This window comes from Enterococcus sp. DIV2371 (genome assembly GCF_050498525.1).
Lineage (GTDB): Bacteria > Bacillota > Bacilli > Lactobacillales > Enterococcaceae > Enterococcus_B > Enterococcus_B mangumiae.
On the sequence record NZ_JBIPAJ010000001.1, the window covers coordinates 1,082,663 to 1,107,500 of the forward strand.

17 protein-coding genes and 2 rRNA genes (1 of these 19 only partly in view) are annotated in these 24,838 nt (G+C 40.4%); 16 read left to right on the forward strand and 3 right to left on the reverse strand.

What is annotated here, in order from left to right; all coding sequences use genetic code 11:
* Nucleotides 1-121 precede the first annotated feature (121 nt).
* The 4 genes from IGL24_RS05065 (at nt 122) to IGL24_RS05080 (ending at nt 4,952) form a co-directional block, all read left to right on the forward strand.
* Nucleotides 122-925, forward strand: a complete 804-nt coding sequence (locus tag IGL24_RS05065) for a helix-turn-helix domain-containing protein (protein WP_207699863.1) — start codon at nt 122-124, stop codon at nt 923-925.
* Nucleotides 926-967: 42 nt separating this feature from the next.
* Nucleotides 968-1,372 carry a VOC family protein gene (locus tag IGL24_RS05070; protein ID WP_206858412.1) on the forward strand — a complete coding sequence of 135 codons (405 nt, stop codon included), beginning with the start codon at nt 968-970 and terminating at the stop codon, nt 1,370-1,372.
* A gap of 177 nt (nt 1,373-1,549) precedes the next feature.
* Nucleotides 1,550-2,395 (forward strand): MurR/RpiR family transcriptional regulator, encoded by an 846-nt coding sequence (locus tag IGL24_RS05075; RefSeq protein WP_206858414.1) that lies wholly within the window; start codon nt 1,550-1,552, stop codon nt 2,393-2,395.
* 400 nt (nt 2,396-2,795) lie between these two features.
* Nucleotides 2,796-4,952, forward strand: coding sequence for a peptidoglycan D,D-transpeptidase FtsI family protein (locus tag IGL24_RS05080; RefSeq protein WP_206858416.1), 2,157 nt, complete (start codon nt 2,796-2,798; stop codon nt 4,950-4,952).
* Between the two features lie 46 nt (nt 4,953-4,998).
* On the opposite strand, the gene IGL24_RS05085 is transcribed toward IGL24_RS05080, so the two are convergent.
* Nucleotides 4,999-5,808 (reverse strand): Cof-type HAD-IIB family hydrolase, encoded by an 810-nt coding sequence (locus tag IGL24_RS05085; protein ID WP_207116054.1) that lies wholly within the window; start codon nt 5,806-5,808, stop codon nt 4,999-5,001.
* Between the two features lie 294 nt (nt 5,809-6,102).
* Here IGL24_RS05085 and IGL24_RS05090 point away from each other — a divergent pair, with 294 nt between their 5' ends.
* Nucleotides 6,103-7,539 carry an NCS2 family permease gene (locus tag IGL24_RS05090; protein ID WP_206858422.1) on the forward strand — a complete coding sequence of 479 codons (1,437 nt, stop codon included), beginning with the start codon at nt 6,103-6,105 and terminating at the stop codon, nt 7,537-7,539.
* Between the two features lie 152 nt (nt 7,540-7,691).
* On the forward strand, nt 7,692-8,888 hold the full coding sequence (locus IGL24_RS05095; RefSeq protein WP_206858424.1) for a multidrug efflux MFS transporter: 1,197 nt from the start codon (nt 7,692-7,694) through the stop codon (nt 8,886-8,888).
* Nucleotides 8,889-8,937: 49 nt separating this feature from the next.
* Here the strand turns inward: IGL24_RS05095 and IGL24_RS05100 are convergent, their stop codons facing one another.
* Nucleotides 8,938-9,129, reverse strand: a complete 192-nt coding sequence (locus tag IGL24_RS05100) for a YjzD family protein (protein WP_206858426.1) — start codon at nt 9,127-9,129, stop codon at nt 8,938-8,940.
* Nucleotides 9,130-9,306: 177 nt separating this feature from the next.
* On the opposite strand from IGL24_RS05100, the gene dnaE reads away from it, so the two are divergent.
* The 3 genes from dnaE to pyk all read left to right on the forward strand — a co-directional run bounded on the left by dnaE (nt 9,307) and on the right by pyk (nt 15,663).
* Nucleotides 9,307-12,621 carry a DNA polymerase III subunit alpha gene (gene dnaE / locus IGL24_RS05105; RefSeq protein WP_207699888.1) on the forward strand — a complete coding sequence of 1,105 codons (3,315 nt, stop codon included), beginning with the start codon at nt 9,307-9,309 and terminating at the stop codon, nt 12,619-12,621.
* 166 nt (nt 12,622-12,787) lie between these two features.
* Nucleotides 12,788-13,750 carry a 6-phosphofructokinase gene (gene pfkA / locus IGL24_RS05110; protein ID WP_206858461.1) on the forward strand — a complete coding sequence of 321 codons (963 nt, stop codon included), beginning with the start codon at nt 12,788-12,790 and terminating at the stop codon, nt 13,748-13,750.
* Nucleotides 13,751-13,878: 128 nt separating this feature from the next.
* Complete coding sequence (gene pyk / locus IGL24_RS05115; RefSeq protein WP_207699887.1) at nt 13,879-15,663, forward strand: pyruvate kinase; 1,785 nt, start codon at nt 13,879-13,881, stop codon at nt 15,661-15,663.
* 74 nt (nt 15,664-15,737) lie between these two features.
* Here the strand turns inward: pyk and IGL24_RS05120 are convergent, their stop codons facing one another.
* Nucleotides 15,738-16,628, reverse strand: coding sequence for a LysR substrate-binding domain-containing protein (locus IGL24_RS05120; protein ID WP_207699886.1), 891 nt, complete (start codon nt 16,626-16,628; stop codon nt 15,738-15,740).
* 231 nt (nt 16,629-16,859) lie between these two features.
* Here IGL24_RS05120 and IGL24_RS05125 point away from each other — a divergent pair, with 231 nt between their 5' ends.
* The 7 genes from IGL24_RS05125 to IGL24_RS05155 all read left to right on the forward strand — a co-directional run.
* Nucleotides 16,860-17,429 (forward strand): YceD family protein, encoded by a 570-nt coding sequence (locus IGL24_RS05125; protein ID WP_206858433.1) that lies wholly within the window; start codon nt 16,860-16,862, stop codon nt 17,427-17,429.
* Between the two features lie 57 nt (nt 17,430-17,486).
* Entirely contained in the window at nt 17,487-17,666 is a 180-nt protein-coding gene (gene rpmF, locus IGL24_RS05130) for a 50S ribosomal protein L32 (RefSeq protein ID WP_010735836.1), read from the forward strand.
* 203 nt (nt 17,667-17,869) lie between these two features.
* On the forward strand, nt 17,870-19,291 hold the full coding sequence (gene gndA, locus IGL24_RS05135; protein WP_206858437.1) for an NADP-dependent phosphogluconate dehydrogenase: 1,422 nt from the start codon (nt 17,870-17,872) through the stop codon (nt 19,289-19,291).
* Between the two features lie 178 nt (nt 19,292-19,469).
* Nucleotides 19,470-20,156 carry a response regulator transcription factor gene (locus tag IGL24_RS05140; RefSeq protein ID WP_010735834.1) on the forward strand — a complete coding sequence of 229 codons (687 nt, stop codon included), beginning with the start codon at nt 19,470-19,472 and terminating at the stop codon, nt 20,154-20,156.
* Nucleotides 20,153-21,655: an ATP-binding protein gene (locus tag IGL24_RS05145; RefSeq protein ID WP_206858440.1), complete on the forward strand. Its 1,503-nt coding sequence runs from the start codon at nt 20,153-20,155 to the stop codon at nt 21,653-21,655. The genes IGL24_RS05140 and IGL24_RS05145 overlap by 4 nt, the downstream gene beginning before the upstream one ends.
* Before the next feature lie 736 nt (nt 21,656-22,391).
* Nucleotides 22,392-23,951: ribosomal RNA gene (locus IGL24_RS05150) — 16S ribosomal RNA — on the forward strand.
* A 231-nt stretch (nt 23,952-24,182) separates the two neighbouring features.
* Nucleotides 24,183-24,838: ribosomal RNA gene (locus IGL24_RS05155) — 23S ribosomal RNA — on the forward strand; it runs 2,259 nt beyond the window's last position.
* The 16S and 23S rRNA genes sit together here, the layout of an rRNA operon.

Here is a 24,838-nt window from a genome sequence, read left to right on the forward strand (position 1 = left end):
GAATACAAAACGGGGAGGACAAAAATGTTCTTCCCTGTTTTTTTTATCTAGCTGATCGTTGCTGATGGGAAAAACGAAATCATGGTAAGATAGAAGTAGCTGAATAAAGAAGGAGAAGAGAATGTACCAGCCAATCCAACCGCATCATCTATTCCATAAAGAATACGAAGAAAAAATCAACTATACAGAAATATATCTCCCTGACTTAGCAGATGTCTTGGTGTGTATGTGGGAGTCGATTGCAATTGATTTCAGTGGCACGATGAACGATGTGATCATCGCTGATGGTTGCATCGATTTGATTGTGAATGTCTTGGAAAAATCTGTTTTTTATACCGGTTCAAGTAAAACTGACTTCAACTTTATCTCGAATTTTCCCGAACACTATATTGGTTTTCGTTTAAAGCCAGGTGCTTTTTTTGCACTGACTGGCCGAGAGGCAACTGAGGCAATGGATAAAGTATTACCGCTTGAGGAAGTGGCGCATGATTTTGATACGACACAATTTTTTACTATTACGATTGAAGAAATGAAAGAAACGCTGATTGGCTATCTGTCTGGTTTAGCCGAACTGATTATCAATAATGAATACATCAAGCTGTTTGAAGATTTATATGTAAAAAAAATGTCATCTACTCAAGAATTGTATGAGTATATGGGCTTGAGTCCACGCCAAGTCCAGCGCTTATTCAAAAAGCACTACGGTCTCACGCCGCAAATGGGGCTATCGATCATCAAATTTCACCATAGTTTGACGATTTTATTCACACAACCAACGGATCGAAAAGTGCTTGTTGAAAATTATTATGATCAATCTCATTTTATCAATGAGTTCAAAAAAAATATCGGCCTCACACCGAGTGAATTCATAAAATTAAGCGAGCAGCGAAAAATGTCGCTTCTATCCAATACGTTACTTCGTTGAGTTGTTACAATGAGAGTAACTTATAAAAGGAGTGGTCGATAGATGAACTTTAATCAGGCAAAAATAGGTTTAGTGATTCAAAAAGATTATGCACGATGTTATGACTTCTACACAAAAAAATTAGGTTTAGTCCCTACATGGGGAGATAGCAAAGGTCCGTATACGTCATTTGCAATGGCTGAAGGAGAACCTAACTGTTTTGATATGACTTTGGCAGAAGAAATGTCTTTGATCAATGGCTACACGCCATCTGTTGGAGAAAAAGCATCTGATACAGTAGTGATTACGCTCCCTACGAAAGATATTCAAAAAGATTATCAGAAGTTAAAGGCAAATGGCGTGATTTTTTTAGGTGAGCCACAGAAAATGGAGACTTGGGGCGGCTTTATGAGTGCCTACTTTAGAGATCCAGAAGGTAATTTATTTGAACTAAATGATGGTTTTTAGGCATTTAAAAAATGTATAAGAAAGAATCCAAAGTACAAGTGATATCTGAGTTCACGCGTATTTAGGGTTCTTTTTTTGCCGAATGAATGTTTTTGATTTTCTTGTTCCGAAGCAGATTTGTTTTCCTTTGAGTATGCTATAATCATATAGACTGATAGAAAAAAGGAAGTGTAGCAGATGAGCGTAATTAGTCGTATCGAAAGTATGATGAATGAGTATTCCTCGGCGGAAAAAAAATTAGCCGATTATATCGTGACACATGTAGAAAAAATTCCGATGATGACAGCTAATGAATTAGCAGAAGGTGCTGGGGTAAGTGCCCCTACAGTGGTTCGCTTTTCTAAAAAACTTGGTTTTCAAAGTTTGACGGCTTTCAAAATCAATGTTTCTACGGAACTACAAGCCGGTATTGTAGAAGGCTTTAGTGACATCGAACCGAACGAGTCATTTTATTCGATCAAGCATAAGTTAGGAAACAATGCGCAAGTGGCGATCAAAGAAACCGTGGATATTTTAGAAGAAGAGATGATCCAACGTGTCGTGAAACGTCTGGAAGAAGCCCAGACCGTTTATCTCTATGGAGTAGGTGCGTCTTCTTTAGTTGTGGAGGACATTCTCCAAAAATGGTCTCGTGTAGGAAAACCGATCATCTTTGAAAAAGATATCCATGTGTTATTGCCACAACTAGTAAGTAACGATACTAAAAAAGTACTATGGCTTGTTTCTAACTCTGGGAACAGCAAAGAAGTAGTGATGCTTGCTCAGTTAGCGAAAGAAATAGGGATCGAGGTCATCGCCTTGACACAATTTGGGAACAACCAATTAAGCAAATTGGCTGATGTCGTTGTCCAAACATCAAGACCTAAAGAGATCACGAATCGTAGTGCGGCAACAAACTCTTTGCTGGCGCAATTTGCAACGATCGATATCATTTTTTATTTCTACATGGCGAAGAATGAAAAATTGACCGACAAAGTCATGCAAACCAAAGAAGCAATCAAGAATTATGTCAAACGAAAATGAAATAACAGATGGTAGTTTTCCACAATGTCAGATTAGTTTCCATTGTTTCACGGTAAAAGAAAACTTTATTTTCAAAAACAACCATATTTTTTAAAGATTTTTAAAGTTGTTTTTTGTGACACATTTCTTGTTTGTGAAACAAATCGGGTTTTTTCGAGGTGAGAATTAAAGAATTTCTTGCGGATTGGGATTTTACTTTTTAATTTTGTTTTTTTTAGGTACAATGGAGGCACTATGACATGAGTTATCTGTCGTCCCCTCAAATCGAAAGAACGGTGTTCCGGAAGCAACTCTTTCAAAAATAAGTCCTGCAACGCCAAAATATAAGAAGATATTTTAGGTTTGCAATGCTTATTTTTCGTAGTTGGAAGCTTCTGTTACAACCATGCAAAAGATAGGAATGATGAAAAGTTTTATGAAAAAAAATACAAATAATTCTTGGTTAGATCGAATAAAAAAAGGGACTCAAGAACCGAAAAACAAGACGTTTCGTCGTTCACACGTTCCTTTTCGTTTAAATTTTCTTTTTTTCATTATATTTACGTTGTTCGTGTCATTGATTGCTCGATTAGGTTATTTGCAGATCGTGAACAGTGAGACATTAGAAGCGAAAGTCAAATCTTCTTCATCTTTGACGGTGCAAGTCAGCTCACCTCGTGGGATGATCTATGATGCGACTGGAAAAGCACTAGTGACGAATCAAGCCAATCAGGCGATCACATTTACGAGAGGCAGAAACATGACAGCCGAGGACTTGCTGAAAACAGCAAATAAACTGACGCAATTGATCGACATGCCAGTAGATGAAAATTTGACGACTCGTGATAAGAAGGATTTTTGGTTAGCTGATCCTGCTCACTTGAAAGAGGCGACCGAACGTTTGTCGGCGAAAGAAAAAGAGTTGAGTACTAGTGAACAATACCAGGCAACGGTAGACAAAGTGACAGATGAGGAAATCAATTTCAATGAAGAACAGTTGAAAGCTGCAACGATTTTCAAACGAATGAATAACGCTTATGAATTGAATACAGTCTTTATCAAAAATTCTGATGTGACAGATCAAGAATTGGCGATCGTAGCAGAACACGCTTCAGATCTTCCGGGAGTTTCAACAGGAACTGACTGGGTACGCCAGTACAATGCGGCGGATTCAATAAAGAGTATCCTAGGAAGTGTGACTTCAGAAAGACAAGGATTACCGGCTGATCAAGTGGAAGAATTTTTGGCAAAAGGTTATTCACGTAATGACCGAGTGGGTCAAAGTTATTTAGAAAAACAATATGAAGATGTTCTGCAAGGAACAAAGACACAATATGAAGTGACGTTAGATAATAATGGAAATGTGATCCAACAAAAAGAACTTTATGCCGGAGAAAAAGGCTCGAACTTGATGTTATCGATCAATGCAGAGTTCCAAGCGAAAGTCGAAGAGATTCTTCGAAACAATTATCAAAAATTAGTCGATAATGGCAAAGCCCAATATTCACCAGGTGCCTATGTCGTTGCGATGAATCCACAAACGGGTGATGTTCTGGCAATGGCTGGTTTTAGCCATGAACAAGGTTCAAAAGATTTGACTGAAAATGCACTTGGTACGATCACCAATGCGTTTGTTCCAGGATCTGTCGTGAAGGCAGGGACGTTGGCAGCCGGTTGGCAAAGTGGTGTGATCAGTGGCAATCAAGTATTAGTTGACGAACCGATCAGACTGCAAGGCTCTTCTGAAAAAAGTTCCGTCTTCAATCGTAGCGGTTCCGTACCGTTGAATGTCGTTCAAGCGCTAGAGCTTTCATCAAATACGTACATGATCAAAGTCGCTTTAAAAATGCTAGGATTAGAATACGTACCGAATATGGGCTTACCTAGTTTGAGTGAAGAGGCACAAGCATATGAACAATTGCGTGAGGGCTTCAAACAATTCGGACTTGGAACGATCACAGGTATTGATTTACCGAATGAGTCTGCGGGGATCTCACATTCTGTTGAGTCCATGAAGAAATTCAATGAGGATAATGGCCAAGACTGGTTCACACCAGGTAACTTTACCGATTTGGCATTTGGACAGTTTGATACGTATACACCGATCCAATTGGCGCAATATGCTTCAACCGTCGCAAATGGCGGAAAAAGAATCCAACCTCGTCTGGTCAAAGGAATCTATGGCAATGACGAGAATGGTAATCTGGGCGAAGTGAAAAAGGAAATGGAACCAGTTGTTGAAAATACAGTGGATATCTCACCTGAAAACATGGCGCTTTTACGTGAAGGTTTCCATCAAGTGGTTCATGGCACAAATGCCTACACAACTGCTCGCTCATTAGCAGATGCAAAGATGGATCTTTCTGCTAAAACAGGGACCGCCGAAACGGTTGCTGAAGGACATCCCGATATTGCAACGGTCAATAGTAATATCGTTGCATATGGCCCGACAGAAAATCCTGAGATCGCGGTAAGTGTCGTATTACCAAACCTTCTAGATGAAAAAGATCGGATGAATTCGATCATTGCAAAAGAGATCATGAATGCTTATTACGATATGTTCATGGCAAATAGATAAAAAAATAGTTCAGAAGATATGTAACGTATCTTCTGAACTATTTTTTTTATAATGAAAGTAACTTTTCAAGGTAACTTGCCAGACCATCTTCTTCGTTTGTTTGCTCAGTGACATCGTTGGCTACTCCTTTGAGTTGCTCCGTACCGTTAGCCATCGCAACACCCCAGCCGGCATACTCGAGAAGTTCCAAGTCGTTATGCTCATCACCAAAAGCAATGACATCTTTTTGTTCGATCGATAAATGATTCGCCACTTGATGGATTCCTTTTGCTTTTTCGATCCCTTTTGAAACGATCTCTAAAATCGCCATCGGACCTCCCCAAGTCCTTACATCTACGTGTTTTCCAAATTGCCGTGTCAGTTCAGCAGAAACTTGTTCGGCGTATTGTTTTTCCGTACGTACCAATAAGGACGTAGGATTAGTTGTTAGATTTCGAGGAGACAGTAGATTTTCTGGTTTAGGATTTGGTGAAGCAAAGAATTTTGCATCAAAAAAATCAAACGTATCGATAAAGAAAGTATCGCGATTCTCCGCAGCGATAAAGTCTAGGTTCAATTGATTTTTTTGCGCTAAGATCTCAAAAACGATTTCTTTATTGATCAGTGTTTCTTGCTCGCCAGCCCATTGTTGGTTTGGGATATGCACGAGCGCACCATTAAAGTTGACCATTGGGGTAGTCAATTCTAACTGTTGATAATACTGATAGCTCATTCGATAAGGACGACCTGTTGCAATACTGACATGATGGCCAGCATCAATGGCTTTTCTCAATGTTTGTTGGGTTTTATTCGTAATGATCGAATCAGGATTCAAAGTTGTTCCATCCAAGTCGATCGCAATCAATTTTTTGTTCAATGCTGTCATTCCTTTCAAACAACGATTTGTTTCAGTCTAGCATATTTCGATGAATAAACAAGGTGAAAAATTTTCTGAAAAGGAGATGCTAATGAGCGAAGAGAGAAAAGAAGGAGAAAAAAACCGGTAAAACACGAACATTTTTAGAATAAACTAACTTTTTATATAGTTTTCTATTGAAATACGAATGAAATCTCTATATAATTTATAAATGTTCGACGGGGGAATGGATTTGGATTTATTTTACATATTATTATGTAGTCCGTTAGAAAAAATCAGGGAGTGGAAATTTTTATGGAAAAGTTTTTCCAACTAAAGAAAAATAATACAAACGTACCAACAGAAGTAATGGCAGGTGTAACGACCTTTTTTGCCATGAGTTATATATTATTTGTTAATCCGACGATCTTATCAGCTTCTGGGATGCCGTTTCAAGCAGTCTTTTTAGCAACGATCATCGCATCGATCATCGGTACTTTAGTGATGGGGTTATTTGCCAATGTGCCATATGCACAAGCACCAGGCATGGGACTAAATGCTTTCTTTACTTTTACAGTAGTCTTTGGGTTAGGTTATTCTTGGCAAGAAGCATTAGCTATGGTCTTTATCTGTGGATTGATCAATGTATTTATTACCGTTACAAATATACGTAAAATGATCATCCATGCGATTCCTGAGAGTTTACAACATGCAATCGGTGGAGGTATTGGGATTTTTGTTGCGTATGTTGGGATCAAAAATGCTGGGCTTTTGTCTTTTTCTGCGGATCAATCAGCAATCACTAGCTCTGTCGTTGACAACGGTCAAGTAACAAATGTGACGATCAATGGCGGAATCGTACCTGAACTGGCAAACTTTAATAATGCGCCGATCCTATTAGCTGTCATTGGGTTAGTTTTGACATCGATCTTAGTTGTTAAAAATGTTCGTGGTGCAATCTTGATCGGTATCGTAGTCACAACGATCATCGGAATTTTGATGGGGGTTGTCGATCTAGGAACGATCGATTGGGAACAAAATTCTTTAGGCAATTCAATCAATGAACTAGGCACAACATTTGGTGCAGCATTTGGTGCGGAAGGGATGCAATCTTTATTCAGCGATAGCTCTAAGATCCCACAAGTACTGATGACGATCATTGCGTTTAGTTTATCCGATACATTTGATACGATCGGTACGTTCATCGGTACTGGACGACGTACAGGTATTTTCTCTAAAGAAGATGAGGAAGCCTTGGAAGACGGACGAGGATTCAAAACTAAAATGGATAAAGCGTTGTTCGCTGACGCGATTGCAACATCGATTGGTGCGATTTTCGGAACATCGAATACAACGACGTATGTCGAATCAGCAGCTGGTATCGGTGCTGGTGGTCGTACAGGTTTGACTTCAGTTGTCGTAGCCGCATTATTTGCTTTAAGTAGCTTATTTTCTCCACTGATCGCTGTCGTGCCAGCACAAGCAACTGCTCCGGCATTGATCTTAGTAGGTGTGATGATGATGGCATCTTTTGCTGACATCAATTGGTTAGATATGGAAGAAGCTTTACCGGCATTTTTTGCTTCGATCTTTATGGGATTAGCGTACAGCATCTCTTACGGAATCGCTGCTGGTTTTATCTTCTATACGATCATGAAAGTCATCAAAGGCAAAACAAACGAGATTTCATTTGCTTTATGGGTTGTTGATATTTTATTCATCCTCAACTTTGTTATTTTAGCAGTTATTTAAATGACAATTGATAGGAGTAAAGAGTCGGTTGACCCTTTGCTTCTATTTTTTTTGGTCTAGTTCCTCTTTTGCAAAAACGAACGATACCGGCACATACGTTGCACACAGGTAGAAAAATAGGTATGATAATAGAGACGAAAGAAGGGTGATGAATGAAGATTCAATGGAAGAGAAATTTATTTGTAGCTTGGATAGGCTGCTTCTTTACTGGTTCAAGTATCAGTTTAGTCATGCCGTTTATTCCAGTATACGTTGAACAACTAGGTACACCAAAGGATCAAATCGAATTATTTTCGGGACTGGCGATTTCAGTAACAGCTTTTGCTGCGGCAATCGTTGCGCCTATTTGGGGGAACTTAGCTGACCGAAAAGGAAGAAAAATGATGATGATCCGAGCAGCCGCCGGAATGACGATCACTATGGGGTCACTAGCCTTTGTACCAAATGCGTATTGGCTTTTGGTCATGCGTTTCTTTAATGGGATTTTATCTGGATACATACCTAATGCGACAGCGATGATTGCTTCACAAGCACCAAAAGAGAAAAGTGGCTGGGCGTTAGGCACACTTTCTACTGGAGCAGTTGCAGGCACATTGATCGGTCCATCGATGGGGGGCGCTTTGGCGCAATGGTTCGGAATGGAAAATGTCTTTTTGATTACTGGAGGGTTATTACTGATCACCACGATCTTAACGATTTTCATGGTAAAAGAAGATTTCCAACCGGTTGAGAAGAAAGATCTGATCAGTACGAAAGAAGTCTTTGCTAAAATGGATCACTTTTCTGTTTTAGTCGGTTTGTTTATCACTACGTTGATTTTACAGTTAGGGATCACGACGATCAGTCCGATTTTGACATTATATATTCGAGAACTCAGCGGTGATACATCAAATATTTTATTTGTGAGTGGCTTGATTGTTTCAGTCTCAGGAGTATCAGCCGTCTTTTCTTCGCCAAGACTTGGGAAGCTAGGGGATAAAATAGGAAATCAAAAAGTTCTATTAGCAGGGTTGGTTTTATCTTTATGTTGCTATTTACCAATGGCGTTTGTAACGACACCATTACAACTAGGGATTTTACGCTTCATATTAGGTTTTTCAACAGGTGCGTTGATGCCATCGATCAATACATTGATTAGCAAGATCACACCTGAAGAAGGGGTTAGCCGAGTATACAGTTACAACCAGATGTTTACGAACTTTGGTCAAGTTTTAGGACCAATGCTAGGTTCAACGATTGCCCATGCGTACAATTATAGTGCAGTGTTTATTGTGACGAGTCTTTTTGTTCTAACCAATATCCTTTTATCACTGTTCAATTTTAGAAAAGTATTACATCAAAAACTATGATCAAGCAAAATAAAAAACAGATTGGAGAATACTCCAATCTGTTCGGCTTTTAGGAATGTGATGATGTCGTTTCTTTTTTAGGTGTTGCAGCAGCGCTGATCAAAATGACGATCAATCCCGCAACTAATGAAATAATAGTCGTCATAGTAAAATCATAAGGGCTACTCGTTAATGCACCACCAATATAGCCAACCACTTGACCTAAAATGACTGCCCAAAACAATGTGACGATATATCGCATATCAAACACCTCTTTTCTAAGTTCAGTTTACCAGATTTTTTTGGAATGTAAAGGGAGAAACAAGCGTCCAAAGGCAATGAGTGGCGTCAAAAAGGAATAAACGACACGTTCATCTGAGTGAAATAAGAACGATAAGGACAGAAGAACAGAAAGTTAAATGAAAAGGTGGTATGTAAAATGTTTCTTCCACAACTTTATACGATCACCTCGTATTCTTTGTTGCAAAGTACGATTCGCATAAACGAATACGTCCGAGAAGCAAAGAAACTAGGCTATCATACATTAGCGATCACAGATAAGAATGTGCTATCTGGCGCAGCAGAATTTTACCGTATCTGTATGGATGAAAAAATCCAACCGATCATTGGATTAAATCTTACCTATTTATTTGAAGAACGATACTATGAATTATTACTCTATGCAAAAGATGCTGTAGGTTATCAACAATTGATCAAACTTTCGAGTAAAAAAATGATCCAGGAGAACATTGAGCTTCATGAAATCAACGAACTCGACCATTTGCTAGTCGTTTTACCAACAAAACACTCGCTTGCTGACGATTATGGTGTGTCCGCTTCATTTGATAAGCACTGGCAAATGTTACAAGAAAAAGTACTGTCTTCCCATTTTTATGTCGGTGTGACAGAAGAAACACCAACGCAAGCGCCGGAATGGCTTGCTTATTTACGAGCAAACCAATTTAAACTTTGTGCCTTACATCCGATTGCCAGCTTACATCAAGAAGAGCTTTTTTCTTTGGAAACAATGAAACATCTTCGTGAAGGAACACAACTTTCTTTTGAGGAAGTACGACAAACAACTCGGGATTCAGGCAGAGGCTTTCTGATTGCTGAAGAAGAATTACGTCAAAGATTTTTAGCAGCAGGCTTAGAAGAGGCGATAAAGCATGCGCATCAGTTAGCTGAATCGGTCACGTTTGAATTTCAATTCCATCAAAAGTTACTGCCACATTATCCTGTGCCAGACAATCGTTCTGCTGGAGAATATTTGCAAGAACTTTGTCAAAATCAATTAAAGAAACGAGTGGCACAAGTTGATAAGGCGTATCAAGAGCGTTTGGATTATGAATTGTCAGTGATCCACCAAATGGGATTTGATGATTACTTCTTGATTGTCTGGGATGTCATGGCTTTTGCTCACGAGAACAATATCGTGACAGGTGCTGGGCGTGGTTCAGCTGCGGGTTCATTAGTTGCTTTTGTCCTAGAGATCACTGATGTAGATCCACTGGAGTATGACTTGCTATTTGAACGATTTTTGAATCCTGAACGTTTTACGATGCCCGATATCGATTTAGACATTCCGGACAACCGAAGAGAAGAAGTGCTGATCTATGTCCGAGAGAAATACGGGCAATATCATATGGCACAGATCGCAACTTTCGGAACCATGGCAGCTAAAATGGTCTTAAGAGATGTCGCTCGCGTCTTTGGTCTATCGCAAAGCGAAGCCAATCGTTGGTCCAAAGCAATTCCTAATCAATTGAAAATGACTTTGGCTGAGGCCTATCGTACATCAAATAAACTGGTTGAGTTAGTACAGGCGAGCGAAAAAAATCAATTGTTGTTCCAAACAGCTAAAATACTTGAAGGATTGCCCAGACACGTTTCCACGCATGCGGCGGGAGTCGTTTTAAGCGATAAAAATCTTTTAGAGTTAGTTCCTTTACAAAAAGGATCAGATGAAGCATATTTGACTCAGTATACAATGAATGATGTTGAAGCAATCGGATTGCTAAAAATGGATTTCCTTGGATTAAGAAATCTATCGATCATTGATTACACAGTCAAAGCAATCAAACGAATCGAGAACAAAGAAATCCAACTAAAAGAAATCCCATTGAATGACCCCAAAGCATTACAGCTTTTTCAGCAAGGAGAAACAACTGGTGTTTTCCAATTTGAATCTGCGGGGATTCGGAATGTTCTACGAAGACTAGGACCAGAAAACATCGAGGATATCGCGGCGGTCAATGCGTTATATCGACCCGGACCAATGCAGAACATCGATACATTTATTGCTCGGAAGAAAGGGAAAGAAAAAATCCATTATCCTGATGATTCATTGATGCCGATTTTAAAAAATACGTATGGCGTCATCGTGTATCAAGAACAAATCATGCAAATTGCTTCAACTATGGCGGGCTTCTCTCTTGGCCAAGCGGATATTTTAAGGCGAGCAATCAGTAAAAAGAAAAAAGAAGTCATCGATGAAGAAAGAGATCATTTCGTGAATGGGGCAGTCCAACAAGGATACCGTAGCGAAAAAGCGAATGAAGTCTACGAATACATCGAACGCTTTGCAAACTATGGTTTCAACCGTTCCCATGCGTTTGCTTATTCCTTTGTCGGGTTTCAAATGGCCTATCTAAAAGCACATCATCCCGGCGCATTTTTTGTAAGTTTGATGAATTCTGTTCGTCACAATACTGCAAAGCTAAAAGAGTATATTGCTGAGGCGAAAAAGTATAAACTAAAACTGACAGCGCCATCGATCAATCAAAGTTTTTATGGTTTTGAGTTGACAGACAAAGAAACGATCCGCTTTGGATTGACCGCAATCAAAGGGGTTCGTAGAGATTTTGTTGAAGAGGTCATCCGTGAACGAAAAGAAGAAGGGCCGTTTCGTTCCGTAGATCAGTTTTTGATACGGATCAATAAACGTTGGCTGAAGTTGGACTTACTGAAAACGTTGGTCGCAGCTGGTGTGTTTGATGAATTAGCAGCAAATCGCAGACAGTTGATGTTGGATTTAGAAGGTAAGATCCAAAACATCTTATATAGTGGCGGTAGTTTAGATTTATTGGATATCATGGCTTTAAAAGAAGAAGAAGTTGCTGATTATACCCTCGAAGAGAAACTGCAATTGGAAGAAGAATATCTGGGTGTTTATCTATCCGGTCATCCAACAGAAGGTTACGAACGACTGAAATTAGCAAAGCGAGTCCATTTGGTCACAGAGATCGTGCCTAAACAAGCAACCAATGTCTTAGTGATGGTCAAAGAAGTAAGAGAGATCCGAACGAAAAAAGGGGCATTGATGGCTTTTGTCAGCGGCACAGATAGTAGCGGGGAACTGGCGATCACTGTCTTTCCTGAGCTGTATCGTCAAGCACGACCGCTATTCAAAGAAAATCAAGTGATTTACGTGCAAGGACGTTCAGAAATCAGTAAATATAATCAAGAGTTGCAATTGATCGCAGAAGTGGTCGCTGACCCTGAAGAACTGGAACAACAATATCCAGAGCAAACGTGTTATTTGCGGATCAGAGAAGAAGCAGATCAGCCTGATACGATGAAAAAACTGCAAGAACTGTTCAAGAAATTCCCAGGATACATTCCTGTTGTCATGTATCATGAAAAAGACCAACGAAAAGTCGTCTTATCTGAAGCCTTTTGGCTCGACGGCTCAGACAGTCTTAAGAAGCAATTAGCTTACCTTTTAAAAGAAGAAAATGTTGTTTTCAAATAACTTACGGTAAAACATACTATTTGCTTTCATTTTTTTTCATTTTTTTATCAGGAAATCAAGACAAGTGAGCAAAATAATGTTAGAATGTTAGTCGTGGTTAAGACAAAGAAGGTTATAAACCTAAGTCATGCTTAGGATAAAGTAATTTAATGAGGTGAAGATGAATATGAAACGCATCGGAATTTTAACTAGTGGTGGAGATGCTCCTGGGATGAATGCAGCAGTTCGTGCAGTCGTTCGTAAAGGTATATATGAAGGATTGGAAGTTTACGGGATCAATTATGGTTTTGCTGGACTAGTTGCCGGAGATATCCGTCGCCTAGATGTTGCAGACGTCGGTGATAAGATCCAACGCGGAGGAACATTCTTATACTCTGCACGTTATCCTGAATTTGGAACAGAAGAAGGACAATTAAAAGGAATCGAACAATTGAAAAAATTCGGTATCGAAGGACTTGTTGTGATCGGTGGCGATGGCTCTTACCATGGCGCGATGGCATTGACTAAACGTGGCTTCCCAGCAGTGGGTGTACCAGGTACGATCGACAACGATATTCCAGGAACTGATTTCACGATCGGTTTTGATACAGCGATCAACACAGTATTAGAATCAATCGACCGTATCCGTGACACAGCAACTTCACACGTTCGTACGTTTGTGATCGAAGTAATGGGTCGTAATGCAGGAGATATCGCTTTATGGTCAGGTGTTGCTGGTGGAGCAGATGAAATCATCATCCCTGAACATGATTTTGACATGGCAGTCGTTGCTAAAAAAATCCAAGACGGACGCGATCGCGGCAAAAAACATTGCTTGATCATTTTAGCTGAAGGCGTAATGGGCGGAAACGAATTTGCAGAAAAATTGTCAGAATATGGCGATTATCATACACGTGTATCGATCTTAGGACACGTTGTACGTGGTGGTTCACCAACTGCACGTGACCGTGTATTAGCAAGTAAATTCGGCGCACATGCTGTTGAATTATTGCAACAAGGTAAAGGTGGATTGTGTATCGGAATCCGTGACAACGACATCGTTGAAGCTGATATCATCGATACATTAGAAAACAACAAACACCAACCAGATTTATCATTATACGACTTGAACAACTCACTTTCTTTCTAATAAAGGAAAGCAGTCAGATAAATCACTAGATATATATGGGAGTGAGAAGCAAGTCTTCTCAATATCTAACAGATATTTAAGCTTTGAATGGCTTTAAATAAACAATTTGAATGGGAGAGTTTTGTAAAATGAAAAAAACGAAAATCGTTAGTACATTAGGACCAGCCAGTAATTCAGTAGAAACTATTTCTAAATTGATTGAATCTGGAGCAAATGTCTTCCGCTTCAACTTTTCACATGGTGACCATGAAGAACAATTATCTCGTATGGTAATGGTTCGTGAAGCAGTTAAAAAAACTGGTAAAGATGTCGGTATCCTTTTAGATACAAAAGGTGCAGAAATCCGTACAACAGTTCAAGGTACAACTGAAGAAGATTTTGGCCGCGCAGGCTACATCAAATTTGAAGTAGGCGACAAAACACGCATCTCAATGGACCCTGAACATGTTGGTTCAAAAGAAAAAATCGCTGTGACTTACCCAGGTCTTTTTGAAGACGTACATGTAGGTGGACACATCTTATTCGATGATGGCTTGATCGACATGGAAATCATCGAAAAAGACGAAGCAACACGCGAATTAGTTGTAGAAGTTAAAAATGCAGGTATGCTAGGATCACGTAAAGGTGTGAATGCACCAGGCGTATCAATCAGTTTACCAGGTATTACACCAAAAGATGCTGACGATATCCGTTTCGGACTTGATAACGACATCGACTTCATCGCAGCAAGTTTTGTTCGTAAAGCGCAAGACGTATTAGACATCCGTGAAATTTTAGAAGAAAAAGACATGACACATGTTCAAATCTTCCCTAAAATCGAATCTCAAGAAGGTATCGACAACATCGATGAAATCATCAAAGTTTCTGACGGTGTGATGATCGCTCGTGGAGATATGGGTGTTGAGATCCCTGCTGAATTAGTACCAATGGTGCAAAAACGTATCATCAAAAACTGTAACGCTGCGGGTATCCCAGTAATCACTGCAACACAAATGTTAGAATCAATGCAAGAAAACCCACGTCCAACACGTGCGGAAGCTTCTGACGTTGCGAATGCGGTATTTGACGGAACTGATGCAACAATGCTATCAGGTGAATCAGCAAATGGTGACTATCCTGTTGAAGCTGTTGCAACAATGGCTCGTATCGACCAACAAGCTGAAATGGCATTATCAGAATTAGGTTCATTCCAATTAAATGAATTTGATAAAACTGATGTGACAGAAACAATCGGTCTATCTGTTGCCCGTGCTGCGAAAAACTTAGGCGTTAAAACAATCGTTGCTGCAACTGAATCTGGTTATACAGCAAAAATGATCTCTAAATACCGTCCAGATGCTGACATCTTAGCTGTTACATTTGACGAACGCACAAAACGTGGTTTGATGCTTAACTGGGGTGTATATCCAACAGTTGCAGAAAAACCATCAACAACAGACGAAATGTTCGAATTAGCTGCGAAAAAAGCAGTTGAACTAGGATTTGCTTCAGAAGGCGACTTGATCTTGATCACTGCTGGTGTACCAGTTGGTGAACGTGGAACAACAAACGTAATGAAGATCCAAATGATTGGTTCAAAATTGCTTGAAGCTCAAGGAATCGGACAACAATCTTTAGTAGCTAACGCTGTCGTTGCTTCATCAGCAGCAGAAGCAATCAAAAAAGCGAAAGACGGTATGGTATTAGTTGTTCCTTCAACAGACAAAGAATACATGCCTGCAATCGAAAAAGCAGCAGCAGTTGTTGTTGAAGAAGGCGGTTTGACTTCTCACGCAGCAGTTGTAGGGATTGCACAAGATATTCCTGTGATCGTTGGTGCGAAAGACGCAACTTCAACAATCAAAGACGGAGAATTGATCACTGTTGATGCTCGTCGTGGTATTGTATATCGCGGAGAAACAACAGCTATCTAATCCACATCAAAAAGAGTGCCGAGAGAAATCTCAGCACTCTTTTTTTGTGTGATCCAATGTTTCGTTTGAGTAAACTATTTTTGTGTTTGCATGAATTCGTGGATCACTTCAATCACGTTTTCATGTAAGACGGTTGGCAACTGTTGCGCACGTGTAGCTAATGAGATCAAAAAACGTGGTTGATCAGTATCTGCCAGAGGAATAGCGACCAAATTATCTTCAGGGTGGATGGCGATCTCCGTCAAAAAGCCGATGCCGATATTTTCCCGGACCATGCTTTTCAAGATGTTCAAATCGTTACTTTGATAAACGATCTTTGGTTCGATATGCGTTTGCTTAGAAAGCTTCGTAAATGCAGCAGGATGGACGTAGTGCTCATTTAGCAAAACAAATTGTTCATCTGCTAACTCCTTAAAAGAAACGCTTGTGCGCTCTGCTAGAGGGTGTGAAGGAGAAACGACGATCATAAAGCATTTATCTAACAATCGTTCGACTTCAAGCTTCTGATCGACGATCGGTTGTGTGGACCCGAGGATTGCGATATCGATACGACCTTGATGGATCATTCCGTATAGATCACGAGAACCACCATCAACGATATCGATCTGTGCCATCAATTGGTACTTGATAAAGTAGCTCGATAATTTTGGGAAATACTCGTTACCAATGATAGGCGGCATGCCAAAACGCAATTTTTTCTTTTGTAATTGTGCAATCTCAGCTTTGGCAAGAGTGATTTCTTGTAAGACTGATTGTGCGTGGATCATCAATTGCTTGCCAGCAGGAGTGATGATCAGTTCATGATGGGAACGATCTCTTGTAATGAGCGTAGCACCAAGTTCTTTTTCAAGGCGTTGGATGGCATAAGTGATCGTTGGCTGACTGACCTCGAAAAACTTAGCGACCTTGGTGAAGTTTTTTTGTTTGACGATTTGAACATAATATTCAAGATCTCTGGTATTCATGAAACGATTCGCTCCCTCAACATATAAATAATGTTTATTGTAATCCATAATTTTCCGACTATCAAATCAAACAAGTTAAAGAAAATCAGTGAGAACAAAAATAAGTATATCGAAACCTTGTCCCAACAAGCTAAATGTTTTTTTATGAAGTGTAAGGTGTCAAGAAAATTTCATTGACAACCGACTTTTTGCCCTGTATAATAGCTTTTGTTGCTTAGGAGTGATGAAACTATGAAATGGTCTTTATTGGAATTGAGAAAATACCAAGAGACACCGTTAACTTTTCATGAGACCCTTGACGTAAAAAAGGCTCTTATGAAGCGAGACGATTCAATTTTAGATGTTGCGCCTGTGGAAGTCGAAGGTCTAGTCTCAGTAGATAACAAAGGCTATCTCGTTCATTACACTGCGCAGACGACACTGACTGTTCCGTCTACTCGTTCATTGACCCCAGTTGAATTACCAATCAAACTGTCTGTGGATGAATTGTTTATGACGATGGAACAATACCAACGTAGAGATGCACAGTTACCTTCAGAAGAGATTCTCTTGATCGAAGGAACACATCTTGATGTGACAGAGTCGATCGAAGACAACATTTTATTGGCGATTCCGATGCGTGTACTCACAGAAGAAGAAGAGCAATCCACTGAATTACCGAAAGGAAATGACTGGGAAGTGCTATCTGAAGAAGAGTACGAAAGACGCAAAACGGAAGAAGCTGAGACAAAAGTAGATCCTCGTCTTGCAAAACTATCAGAATTTTTTGATTCAGCATCAGAAGAAGATGATAAAGCGTAAGATTGGAATATATTGTATCAAATTTTGATACGAGACTTTACAAGGAGGTGTAGCAAAATGGCAGTACCAGCTAGAAGAACATCGAAAGCTAAAAAAGCAAAACGTCGTACTCATTACAAATTGACAATCAAAGGATTGAACGAATGTCCAAACTGTGGTGAAATGAAAAAAAGCCATCACGTATGTGCAAGTTGTGGTTACTACGATGGTAAGGACGTAATGTCTAAAGAAGCTTAATACATTTTATTTAGAAAATGTAAAACCTCAAGGCTAACCATGGAGCCTTGGGGTTTATTTTTTGATTCTTAAATAACAATTGGATTTCGAATATATAAGATAAGAAACATGACCGATTCGTAGTTATTTGGTTTGCAAGTAAGCCATGTTAAGCTATAATGAGAGAGATTAGGGAGAATATCCCATATGTAGGAGGAGTTTATATGTCAAAACAACAAATCGGCGTTGTCGGTATGGCCGTCATGGGTAAAAATCTAGCCCTTAACATTGAAAGCCGCGGCTACTCTGTTGCTCTATTCAACCGTACAGGAGCAAAAACAACAGATGTGGTAGAAGAGCATCCAGACAAAAACTTCAAAGCAACATACACGATCGAAGAATTTGTTGATTCAATCGAAAAACCACGTCGTATCCTTTTGATGGTCAAAGCAGGACCAGCAACCGATGCGACCATCCAAGAATTATTACCACACTTAGACAAAGGCGATATCTTGATCGATGGTGGAAATACCTTCTTCCAAGATACGATCCGTCGAAACGAAGAGTTAGCTAACTCTGGCATCAACTTCATCGGAACTGGTGTTTCAGGTGGAGAAGAAGGGGCGTTAAAAGGACCTTCGATCATGCCTGGTGGACAAAAAGAAGCGTATGAGTTAGTTGCACCGATCCTTGAACAAATCTCTGCAAAAGCGGAAGATGGTACGCCATGTGTGACTTACATTGGTCCAAATGGTGCAGGACATTACGTGAAAATGGTCCACAATGGGATCGAGTATGGCGATATGCAGTTGATTGCTGAATCTTACGACTTGATGAAAAATATTCTAGGTCTATCTGTTGATGAGATGGCAGATATCTTCAAAGAATGGAATGAAGGCGAATTAGACAGCTACTTGATCGAGATCACTGCGGATATCTTGACACGTAAAGACGATGAAGGGACAGGTCAACCGATCGTAGATGTGATCCTTGATGCTGCTGGAAACAAAGGGACAGGTAAATGGACAAGCCAAAGTGCCTTAGACCTTGGTGTACCACTTCCATTGATCACTGAGTCGGTATTTGCCCGATATATCTCTGCATACAAAGAAGAACGTGTACAAGCAAGCAAAATCTTGTCACATACAAATGACTTTGAATTCAAAGGCGATAAAAAAGAATTTATCGAAAAAATTCGTGAAGCATTGTACTTCAGTAAAATCATGAGCTATGCCCAAGGATTTGCACAGCTACGTGTCGCATCAAAAGATTATGGTTGGGATCTGCCATTTGGTGAAATCGCAAAAATCTGGCGTGCCGGCTGTATCATCCGCGCGCGTTTCTTGCAAAAAATCACAGATGCCTACGATACTAATCCTGACATTGAAAATCTTTTATTGGATGACTACTTTGTTGAGATCACTAAGAAATACCAACAAGCCGTACGAGAAGTTGTTGCTCTAGCCGTTCAAGCAGGCGTACCAGTTCCAACATTCTCTTCAGCCATTGCTTACTTTGATTCATACAGAGCCGAACGTTTGCCTGCAAACATCATCCAAGCACAACGTGATTACTTTGGGGCACATACGTATGAGCGTGTTGACAAAGAAGGAATCTTCCATTACTCATGGTATAACGAAGATTAAACTCTTCAACATGCGAAACAAATAAGTAATAAAGAAAGAGCTGAGGTCAATTTATAGAGAACGACTTCAGCTCTTTTTAAAAATGGTATTCCATGATAAAATGATTTTAGATTAAAAAAATATATATCGGTATAATAATGGAGTTTAGAAGCCTAGGAGAGAGAAAGGATAAAATTGAATGAGTAATATTCTAATCATTGAAGATGAGAAAAATTTAGCCCGATTTGTCGAGTTAGAATTAAAGCATGAAGGGTATAATGCTGAAGTACATTACAATGGACGGACAGGTCTTGATGCCGCTTTGAATAATGAGTGGGATGCGATTTTATTAGATTTGATGTTACCTGAATTGAACGGACTTGAAGTTTGTCGTCGTGTGCGTCAAGCAAAAAATACACCGATCATCATGATGACTGCAAGAGATTCTGTCATCGACCGAGTTTCAGGTCTAGATCACGGGGCAGATGATTACATCGTCAAACCATTTGCGATCGAAGAGTTGTTGGCACGTCTGCGTGCTTTATTACGCCGTATCGACATCGAAGGAGATAAAAACGTAGCCAAACAAACAACGATCACTTATCGCGATTTGACGATCGAAAAAGAAAACAGAGTCGTACGTCGTGGCAATGAAGTCATTGAATTAACAAAACGCGAGTATGAGCTATTACTTACTTTAATGGAAAATGTCAATGTGGTACTTGCCCGTGATGTTTTATTGAATAAAGTCTGGGGTTATGAAACCGAAGTAGAAACGAACGTAGTGGATGTGTATATTCGTTATCTTCGTAATAAGATCGACGTTCCTGGTGAGGAAAGTTATATCCAAACAGTACGTGGGACTGGTTACGTGATGCGCTCGTGAGCAACTACAATAAAACAGAAAAAAGAGAACTTAAAGGTCCATCCTTGACAATCAAGTGGGCCTTTGCAAGTTCTTTCTTCATATTTGTCGTCTTTACGATCTTTGCGGTGATCACTTATAAGTCATCGATCAACTTGATCGTAGCAAAAGAACGAGCGAACGTGGAACATACGATTTCTGAAGCAGCTTCTCGTTTATCAAATTCAGACGAAGAGTTGACGTTGATCAGTGCCTATCGCAATTTAACGAATGCTGACCAAACTGGTGGCACTGGCGATGATACAGCGATCATTGAAGGAAACTTGATGAAGATCGATTCCTTTATTTCTGAACTTGGTCAAGCCTCAATGGATCTATACGTTTACGATCTTGATGAAAAGCTGATTTTCAAAACACATGAAAAAAGCCGTTCATTGATTCAAACAACGCGTAAGATTCCAACGATCGTTACCTTAGATGGAAAAACTGGTTTTTTATCGATCCAGCCTATTTATTCTAAACAAACGAGAGAAAAAATCGGGTATACTCAAACCTTTTACGAACTTTCATCTTTCTACGACATAAGAAACAATCTCTTGTTGACGTTGATCGTGTTAGAGATCGTCTCTTTGATATTAAGTAGTATCTTAGGCTTCTTCTTATCTTCATACTTCTTGAAACCGTTAAAAGTATTAAGAGACACCATGGATACGATTCGTAAAGATCCGCAATCAGATATCCACATGCCAGAGATCGATACAGATGATGAACTCGCCGACCTTGCTGAGATCTTCAATGAAATGCTTGATCGTATGCGTCTTTATATTGAGCAGCAAGAACAATTTGTAGAAGATGTCTCTCATGAATTAAGAACCCCTGTAGCAATCATTGAAGGGCATCTCAACCTGTTGAATCGTTGGGGGAAAGATGATCCTGAAATTCTAGAAGAGTCATTGACCGCAAGTATGCAAGAAATCAGTCGTATGAAAAGTTTAGTACAAGAAATGCTGGATCTTTCAAGGGCAGAACAAGTAGATGTTTATTATGCTAATGAAACGACGAATGCAAAAGAAGTGACTTATCAAGTATTCAATAATTTTAAATTACTTTATCCAGACTATGTCATTACACTAGATGATGACTTAGCTAAGGAAGTAACACTACAAATATTTAGGAATCATTTTGAGCAATTGATCATCATCATCTTAGATAATGCGGTGAAGTATTCAACGACTAGAAAAGAAGTTCATATCTCAATCTCATCAACACTTAGCGAATTTGAGATTGCCATCCAAGATTTTGGTGAAGGAATCCCTGAAGAGGACCTGAAGAAAATTTTCAACCGTTTTTATCGGGTCGATAAAGCGAGAGCACGAACAAAAGGTGGAAATGGGTTAGGGTTGTCTATCGCCAAACAACTTGTCGAAAGCTATAAAGGTCGAATATTAGCTGAGAGTGTGGTTGGTCAAGGGACGATTTTTAGGATTTTTGTACCGATCGTAAGAACAGAGGACAAGTAAAGTATCATACTTTACTTGTTTTTTTTATGGATTTATCGAACGTAGCGAGCCGTCTTTTGCTCTAATAATCAGATCTTTGCGGAGGATGTCTGAAAAAGAGGCGAACTTTAATTCTTTGATTTCAGCTGTATACAATTAAATAACAGTAAAAAACTGTTGATTTTAAAAGAAAAACGCTGAATATTCGGCTTTAAAAATATTCATTGAAAATCGCATTTTTTCTATTGCAATTTTTTTGAGTCCTTGATATATTATTATTTGTTCTGACAAAGCAGATAAAACTACTGCAACAAATTGTTTGATTTAACTGTTGACTAGGTTTTGGAGCTATGTTATAATAACTGAGTCGCTAATTTCAAAAGTGATATAAAGCTTAATAAATCAACGAAAAAAGTTGTTGACAAATAACAAACGAGATGGTATATTAATCAAGTCGCTAAGAAATGACGACAACAAACTTTCTAAACAAGGAAGAAAAAACTTGTTGACAATCTTTTAAGAAAGTGTTAAGATATAAAAGTTGTTGAAACAAGAAAGATTAGACCTTTGAAAACTGAACAAAGTAAGACAAACCAAATGTGTAGGGCGTCTTGATTCAATTCAAGACAACAAACATTTTTAACAAGCAAGCAATATGCTAGCAAACAAATTGAGCTTAACAAATGAACTATTATGATGTTCGAAAGTAAATTTCGAACTACAGTTCCACATCAGCTATCGCTGTGAGGAACTAGCATATTATGAGAGTTTGATCCTGGCTCAGGACGAACGCTGGCGGCGTGCCTAATACATGCAAGTCGAACGCTTCTTTTTCCACCGGAGCTTGCTCCACCGGAAAAAGAGGAGTGGCGAACGGGTGAGTAACACGTGGGTAACCTGCCCATCAGAAGGGGATAACACTTGGAAACAGGTGCTAATACCGTATAACAATCGAAACCGCATGGTTTCGGTTTGAAAGGCGCTTTACGGTGCCGCTGATGGATGGACCCGCGGTGCATTAGCTAGTTGGTGAGGTAACGGCTCACCAAGGCCACGATGCATAGCCGACCTGAGAGGGTGATCGGCCACATTGGGACTGAGACACGGCCCAAACTCCTACGGGAGGCAGCAGTAGGGAATCTTCGGCAATGGACGAAAGTCTGACCGAGCAACGCCGCGTGAGTGAAGAAGGTTTTCGGATCGTAAAACTCTGTTGTTAGAGAAGAACAAGGGTGAGAGTAACTGTTCACCCCTTGACGGTATCTAACCAGAAAGCCACGGCTAACTACGTGCCAGCAGCCGCGGTAATACGTAGGTGGCAAGCGTTGTCCGGATTTATTGGGCGTAAAGCGAGCGCAGGCGGTTTCTTAAGTCTGATGTGAAAGCCCCCGGCTCAACCGGGGAGGGTCATTGGAAACTGGGAGACTTGAGTGCAGAAGAGGAGAGTGGAATTCCATGTGTAGCGGTGAAATGCGTAGATATATGGAGGAACACCAGTGGCGAAGGCGGCTCTCTGGTCTGTAACTGACGCTGAGGCTCGAAAGCGTGGGGAGCAAACAGGATTAGATACCCTGGTAGTCCACGCCGTAAACGATGAGTGCTAAGTGTTGGAGGGTTTCCGCCCTTCAGTGCTGCAGCTAACGCATTAAGCACTCCGCCTGGGGAGTACGACCGCAAGGTTGAAACTCAAAGGAATTGACGGGGGCCCGCACAAGCGGTGGAGCATGTGGTTTAATTCGAAGCAACGCGAAGAACCTTACCAGGTCTTGACATCCTTTGACCACTCTAGAGATAGAGCTTCCCCTTCGGGGGCAAAGTGACAGGTGGTGCATGGTTGTCGTCAGCTCGTGTCGTGAGATGTTGGGTTAAGTCCCGCAACGAGCGCAACCCTTATTGTTAGTTGCCATCATTTAGTTGGGCACTCTAGCAAGACTGCCGGTGACAAACCGGAGGAAGGTGGGGATGACGTCAAATCATCATGCCCCTTATGACCTGGGCTACACACGTGCTACAATGGGAAGTACAACGAGTCGCGAAGTCGCGAGGCTAAGCTAATCTCTTAAAGCTTCTCTCAGTTCGGATTGTAGGCTGCAACTCGCCTACATGAAGCCGGAATCGCTAGTAATCGCGGATCAGCACGCCGCGGTGAATACGTTCCCGGGCCTTGTACACACCGCCCGTCACACCACGAGAGTTTGTAACACCCGAAGTCGGTGAGGTAACCTTTTGGAGCCAGCCGCCTAAGGTGGGATAGATGATTGGGGTGAAGTCGTAACAAGGTAGCCGTATCGGAAGGTGCGGCTGGATCACCTCCTTTCTAAGGAATATTACGGAGACTACACACGTTTGTCGATACTTTGTTCAGTTTTGAGAGGTCTACTCTCAAAATTTTTGTTCATTGAAAACTGGATATTGAAGTAAAAATGTAAGTAATACAAACCGAGAACACCGCGTTGAATGAGTTTTTTAATAAGTTCAATTGCTTATTTTTCTTGATCGGACTTCTATCGCTAGAAGAAAGATCAAAACCCAACCGTAAGGTTGATAAGGTTAAGTGAATAAGGGCGCACGGTGGATGCCTTGGCACTAGGAGCCGATGAAGGACGGGACTAACACCGATATGCTTTGGGGAGCTGTACGTAAGCTATGATCCAGAGATTTCCGAATGGGGGAACCCAGCATCTTTTATAGGATGTTACGTATACGTGAATACATAGCGTATACGAGGTAGACGCAGAGAACTGAAACATCTAAGTACCTGCAGGAAGAGAAAGAAAATTCGATTCCCTGAGTAGCGGCGAGCGAAACGGGAAAAGCCCAAACCAATGAGCTTGCTCATTGGGGTTGTAGGACTCCGATCTGGTAGTTCTTTCAGATAGTCGAATGACTTGGAAAAGTCAGTCAAAGAGGGTGAAAGCCCCGTAGACGAAATTTGGAAGGCACCTAGGAGGATCCTGAGTACGGCGGAACACGAGGAATTCCGTCGGAATCCGGGAGGACCATCTCCCAAGGCTAAATACTCCCTAGTGACCGATAGTGAACCAGTACCGTGAGGGAAAGGTGAAAAGCACCCCGGAAGGGGAGTGAAATAGAACCTGAAACCGTGTGCCTACAACAAGTCAAAGCCCGTTAATGGGTGATGGCGTGCCTTTTGTAGAATGAACCGGCGAGTTACGATTGCATGCGAGGTTAAGTTGAAGAGAC

Bases quoted from the DNA above. Each gene is read 5' to 3' on its own strand.
- IGL24_RS05125 (WP_206858433.1), top strand. From the start codon at position 16,860: ATGAAATGGTCTTTATTGGAATTGAGAAAATACCAAGAGACACCGTTA.
- IGL24_RS05075 (WP_206858414.1), top strand. From the start codon at position 1,550: ATGAGCGTAATTAGTCGTATCGAAAGTATGATGAATGAGTATTCCTCG.
- IGL24_RS05095 (WP_206858424.1), top strand. From the start codon at position 7,692: ATGAAGATTCAATGGAAGAGAAATTTATTTGTAGCTTGGATAGGCTGC.
- pfkA (WP_206858461.1), top strand. From the start codon at position 12,788: ATGAAACGCATCGGAATTTTAACTAGTGGTGGAGATGCTCCTGGGATG.
- IGL24_RS05090 (WP_206858422.1), top strand. From the start codon at position 6,103: ATGGAAAAGTTTTTCCAACTAAAGAAAAATAATACAAACGTACCAACA.
- dnaE (WP_207699888.1), top strand. From the start codon at position 9,307: ATGTTTCTTCCACAACTTTATACGATCACCTCGTATTCTTTGTTGCAA.
- IGL24_RS05065 (WP_207699863.1), top strand. From the start codon at position 122: ATGTACCAGCCAATCCAACCGCATCATCTATTCCATAAAGAATACGAA.
- rpmF (WP_010735836.1), top strand. From the start codon at position 17,487: ATGGCAGTACCAGCTAGAAGAACATCGAAAGCTAAAAAAGCAAAACGT.
- pyk (WP_207699887.1), top strand. From the start codon at position 13,879: ATGAAAAAAACGAAAATCGTTAGTACATTAGGACCAGCCAGTAATTCA.
- IGL24_RS05080 (WP_206858416.1), top strand. From the start codon at position 2,796: ATGATGAAAAGTTTTATGAAAAAAAATACAAATAATTCTTGGTTAGAT.
- IGL24_RS05100 (WP_206858426.1), bottom strand. From the start codon at position 9,129: ATGCGATATATCGTCACATTGTTTTGGGCAGTCATTTTAGGTCAAGTG.
- gndA (WP_206858437.1), top strand. From the start codon at position 17,870: ATGTCAAAACAACAAATCGGCGTTGTCGGTATGGCCGTCATGGGTAAA.
- IGL24_RS05140 (WP_010735834.1), top strand. From the start codon at position 19,470: ATGAGTAATATTCTAATCATTGAAGATGAGAAAAATTTAGCCCGATTT.
- IGL24_RS05120 (WP_207699886.1), bottom strand. From the start codon at position 16,628: ATGAATACCAGAGATCTTGAATATTATGTTCAAATCGTCAAACAAAAA.
- IGL24_RS05070 (WP_206858412.1), top strand. From the start codon at position 968: ATGAACTTTAATCAGGCAAAAATAGGTTTAGTGATTCAAAAAGATTAT.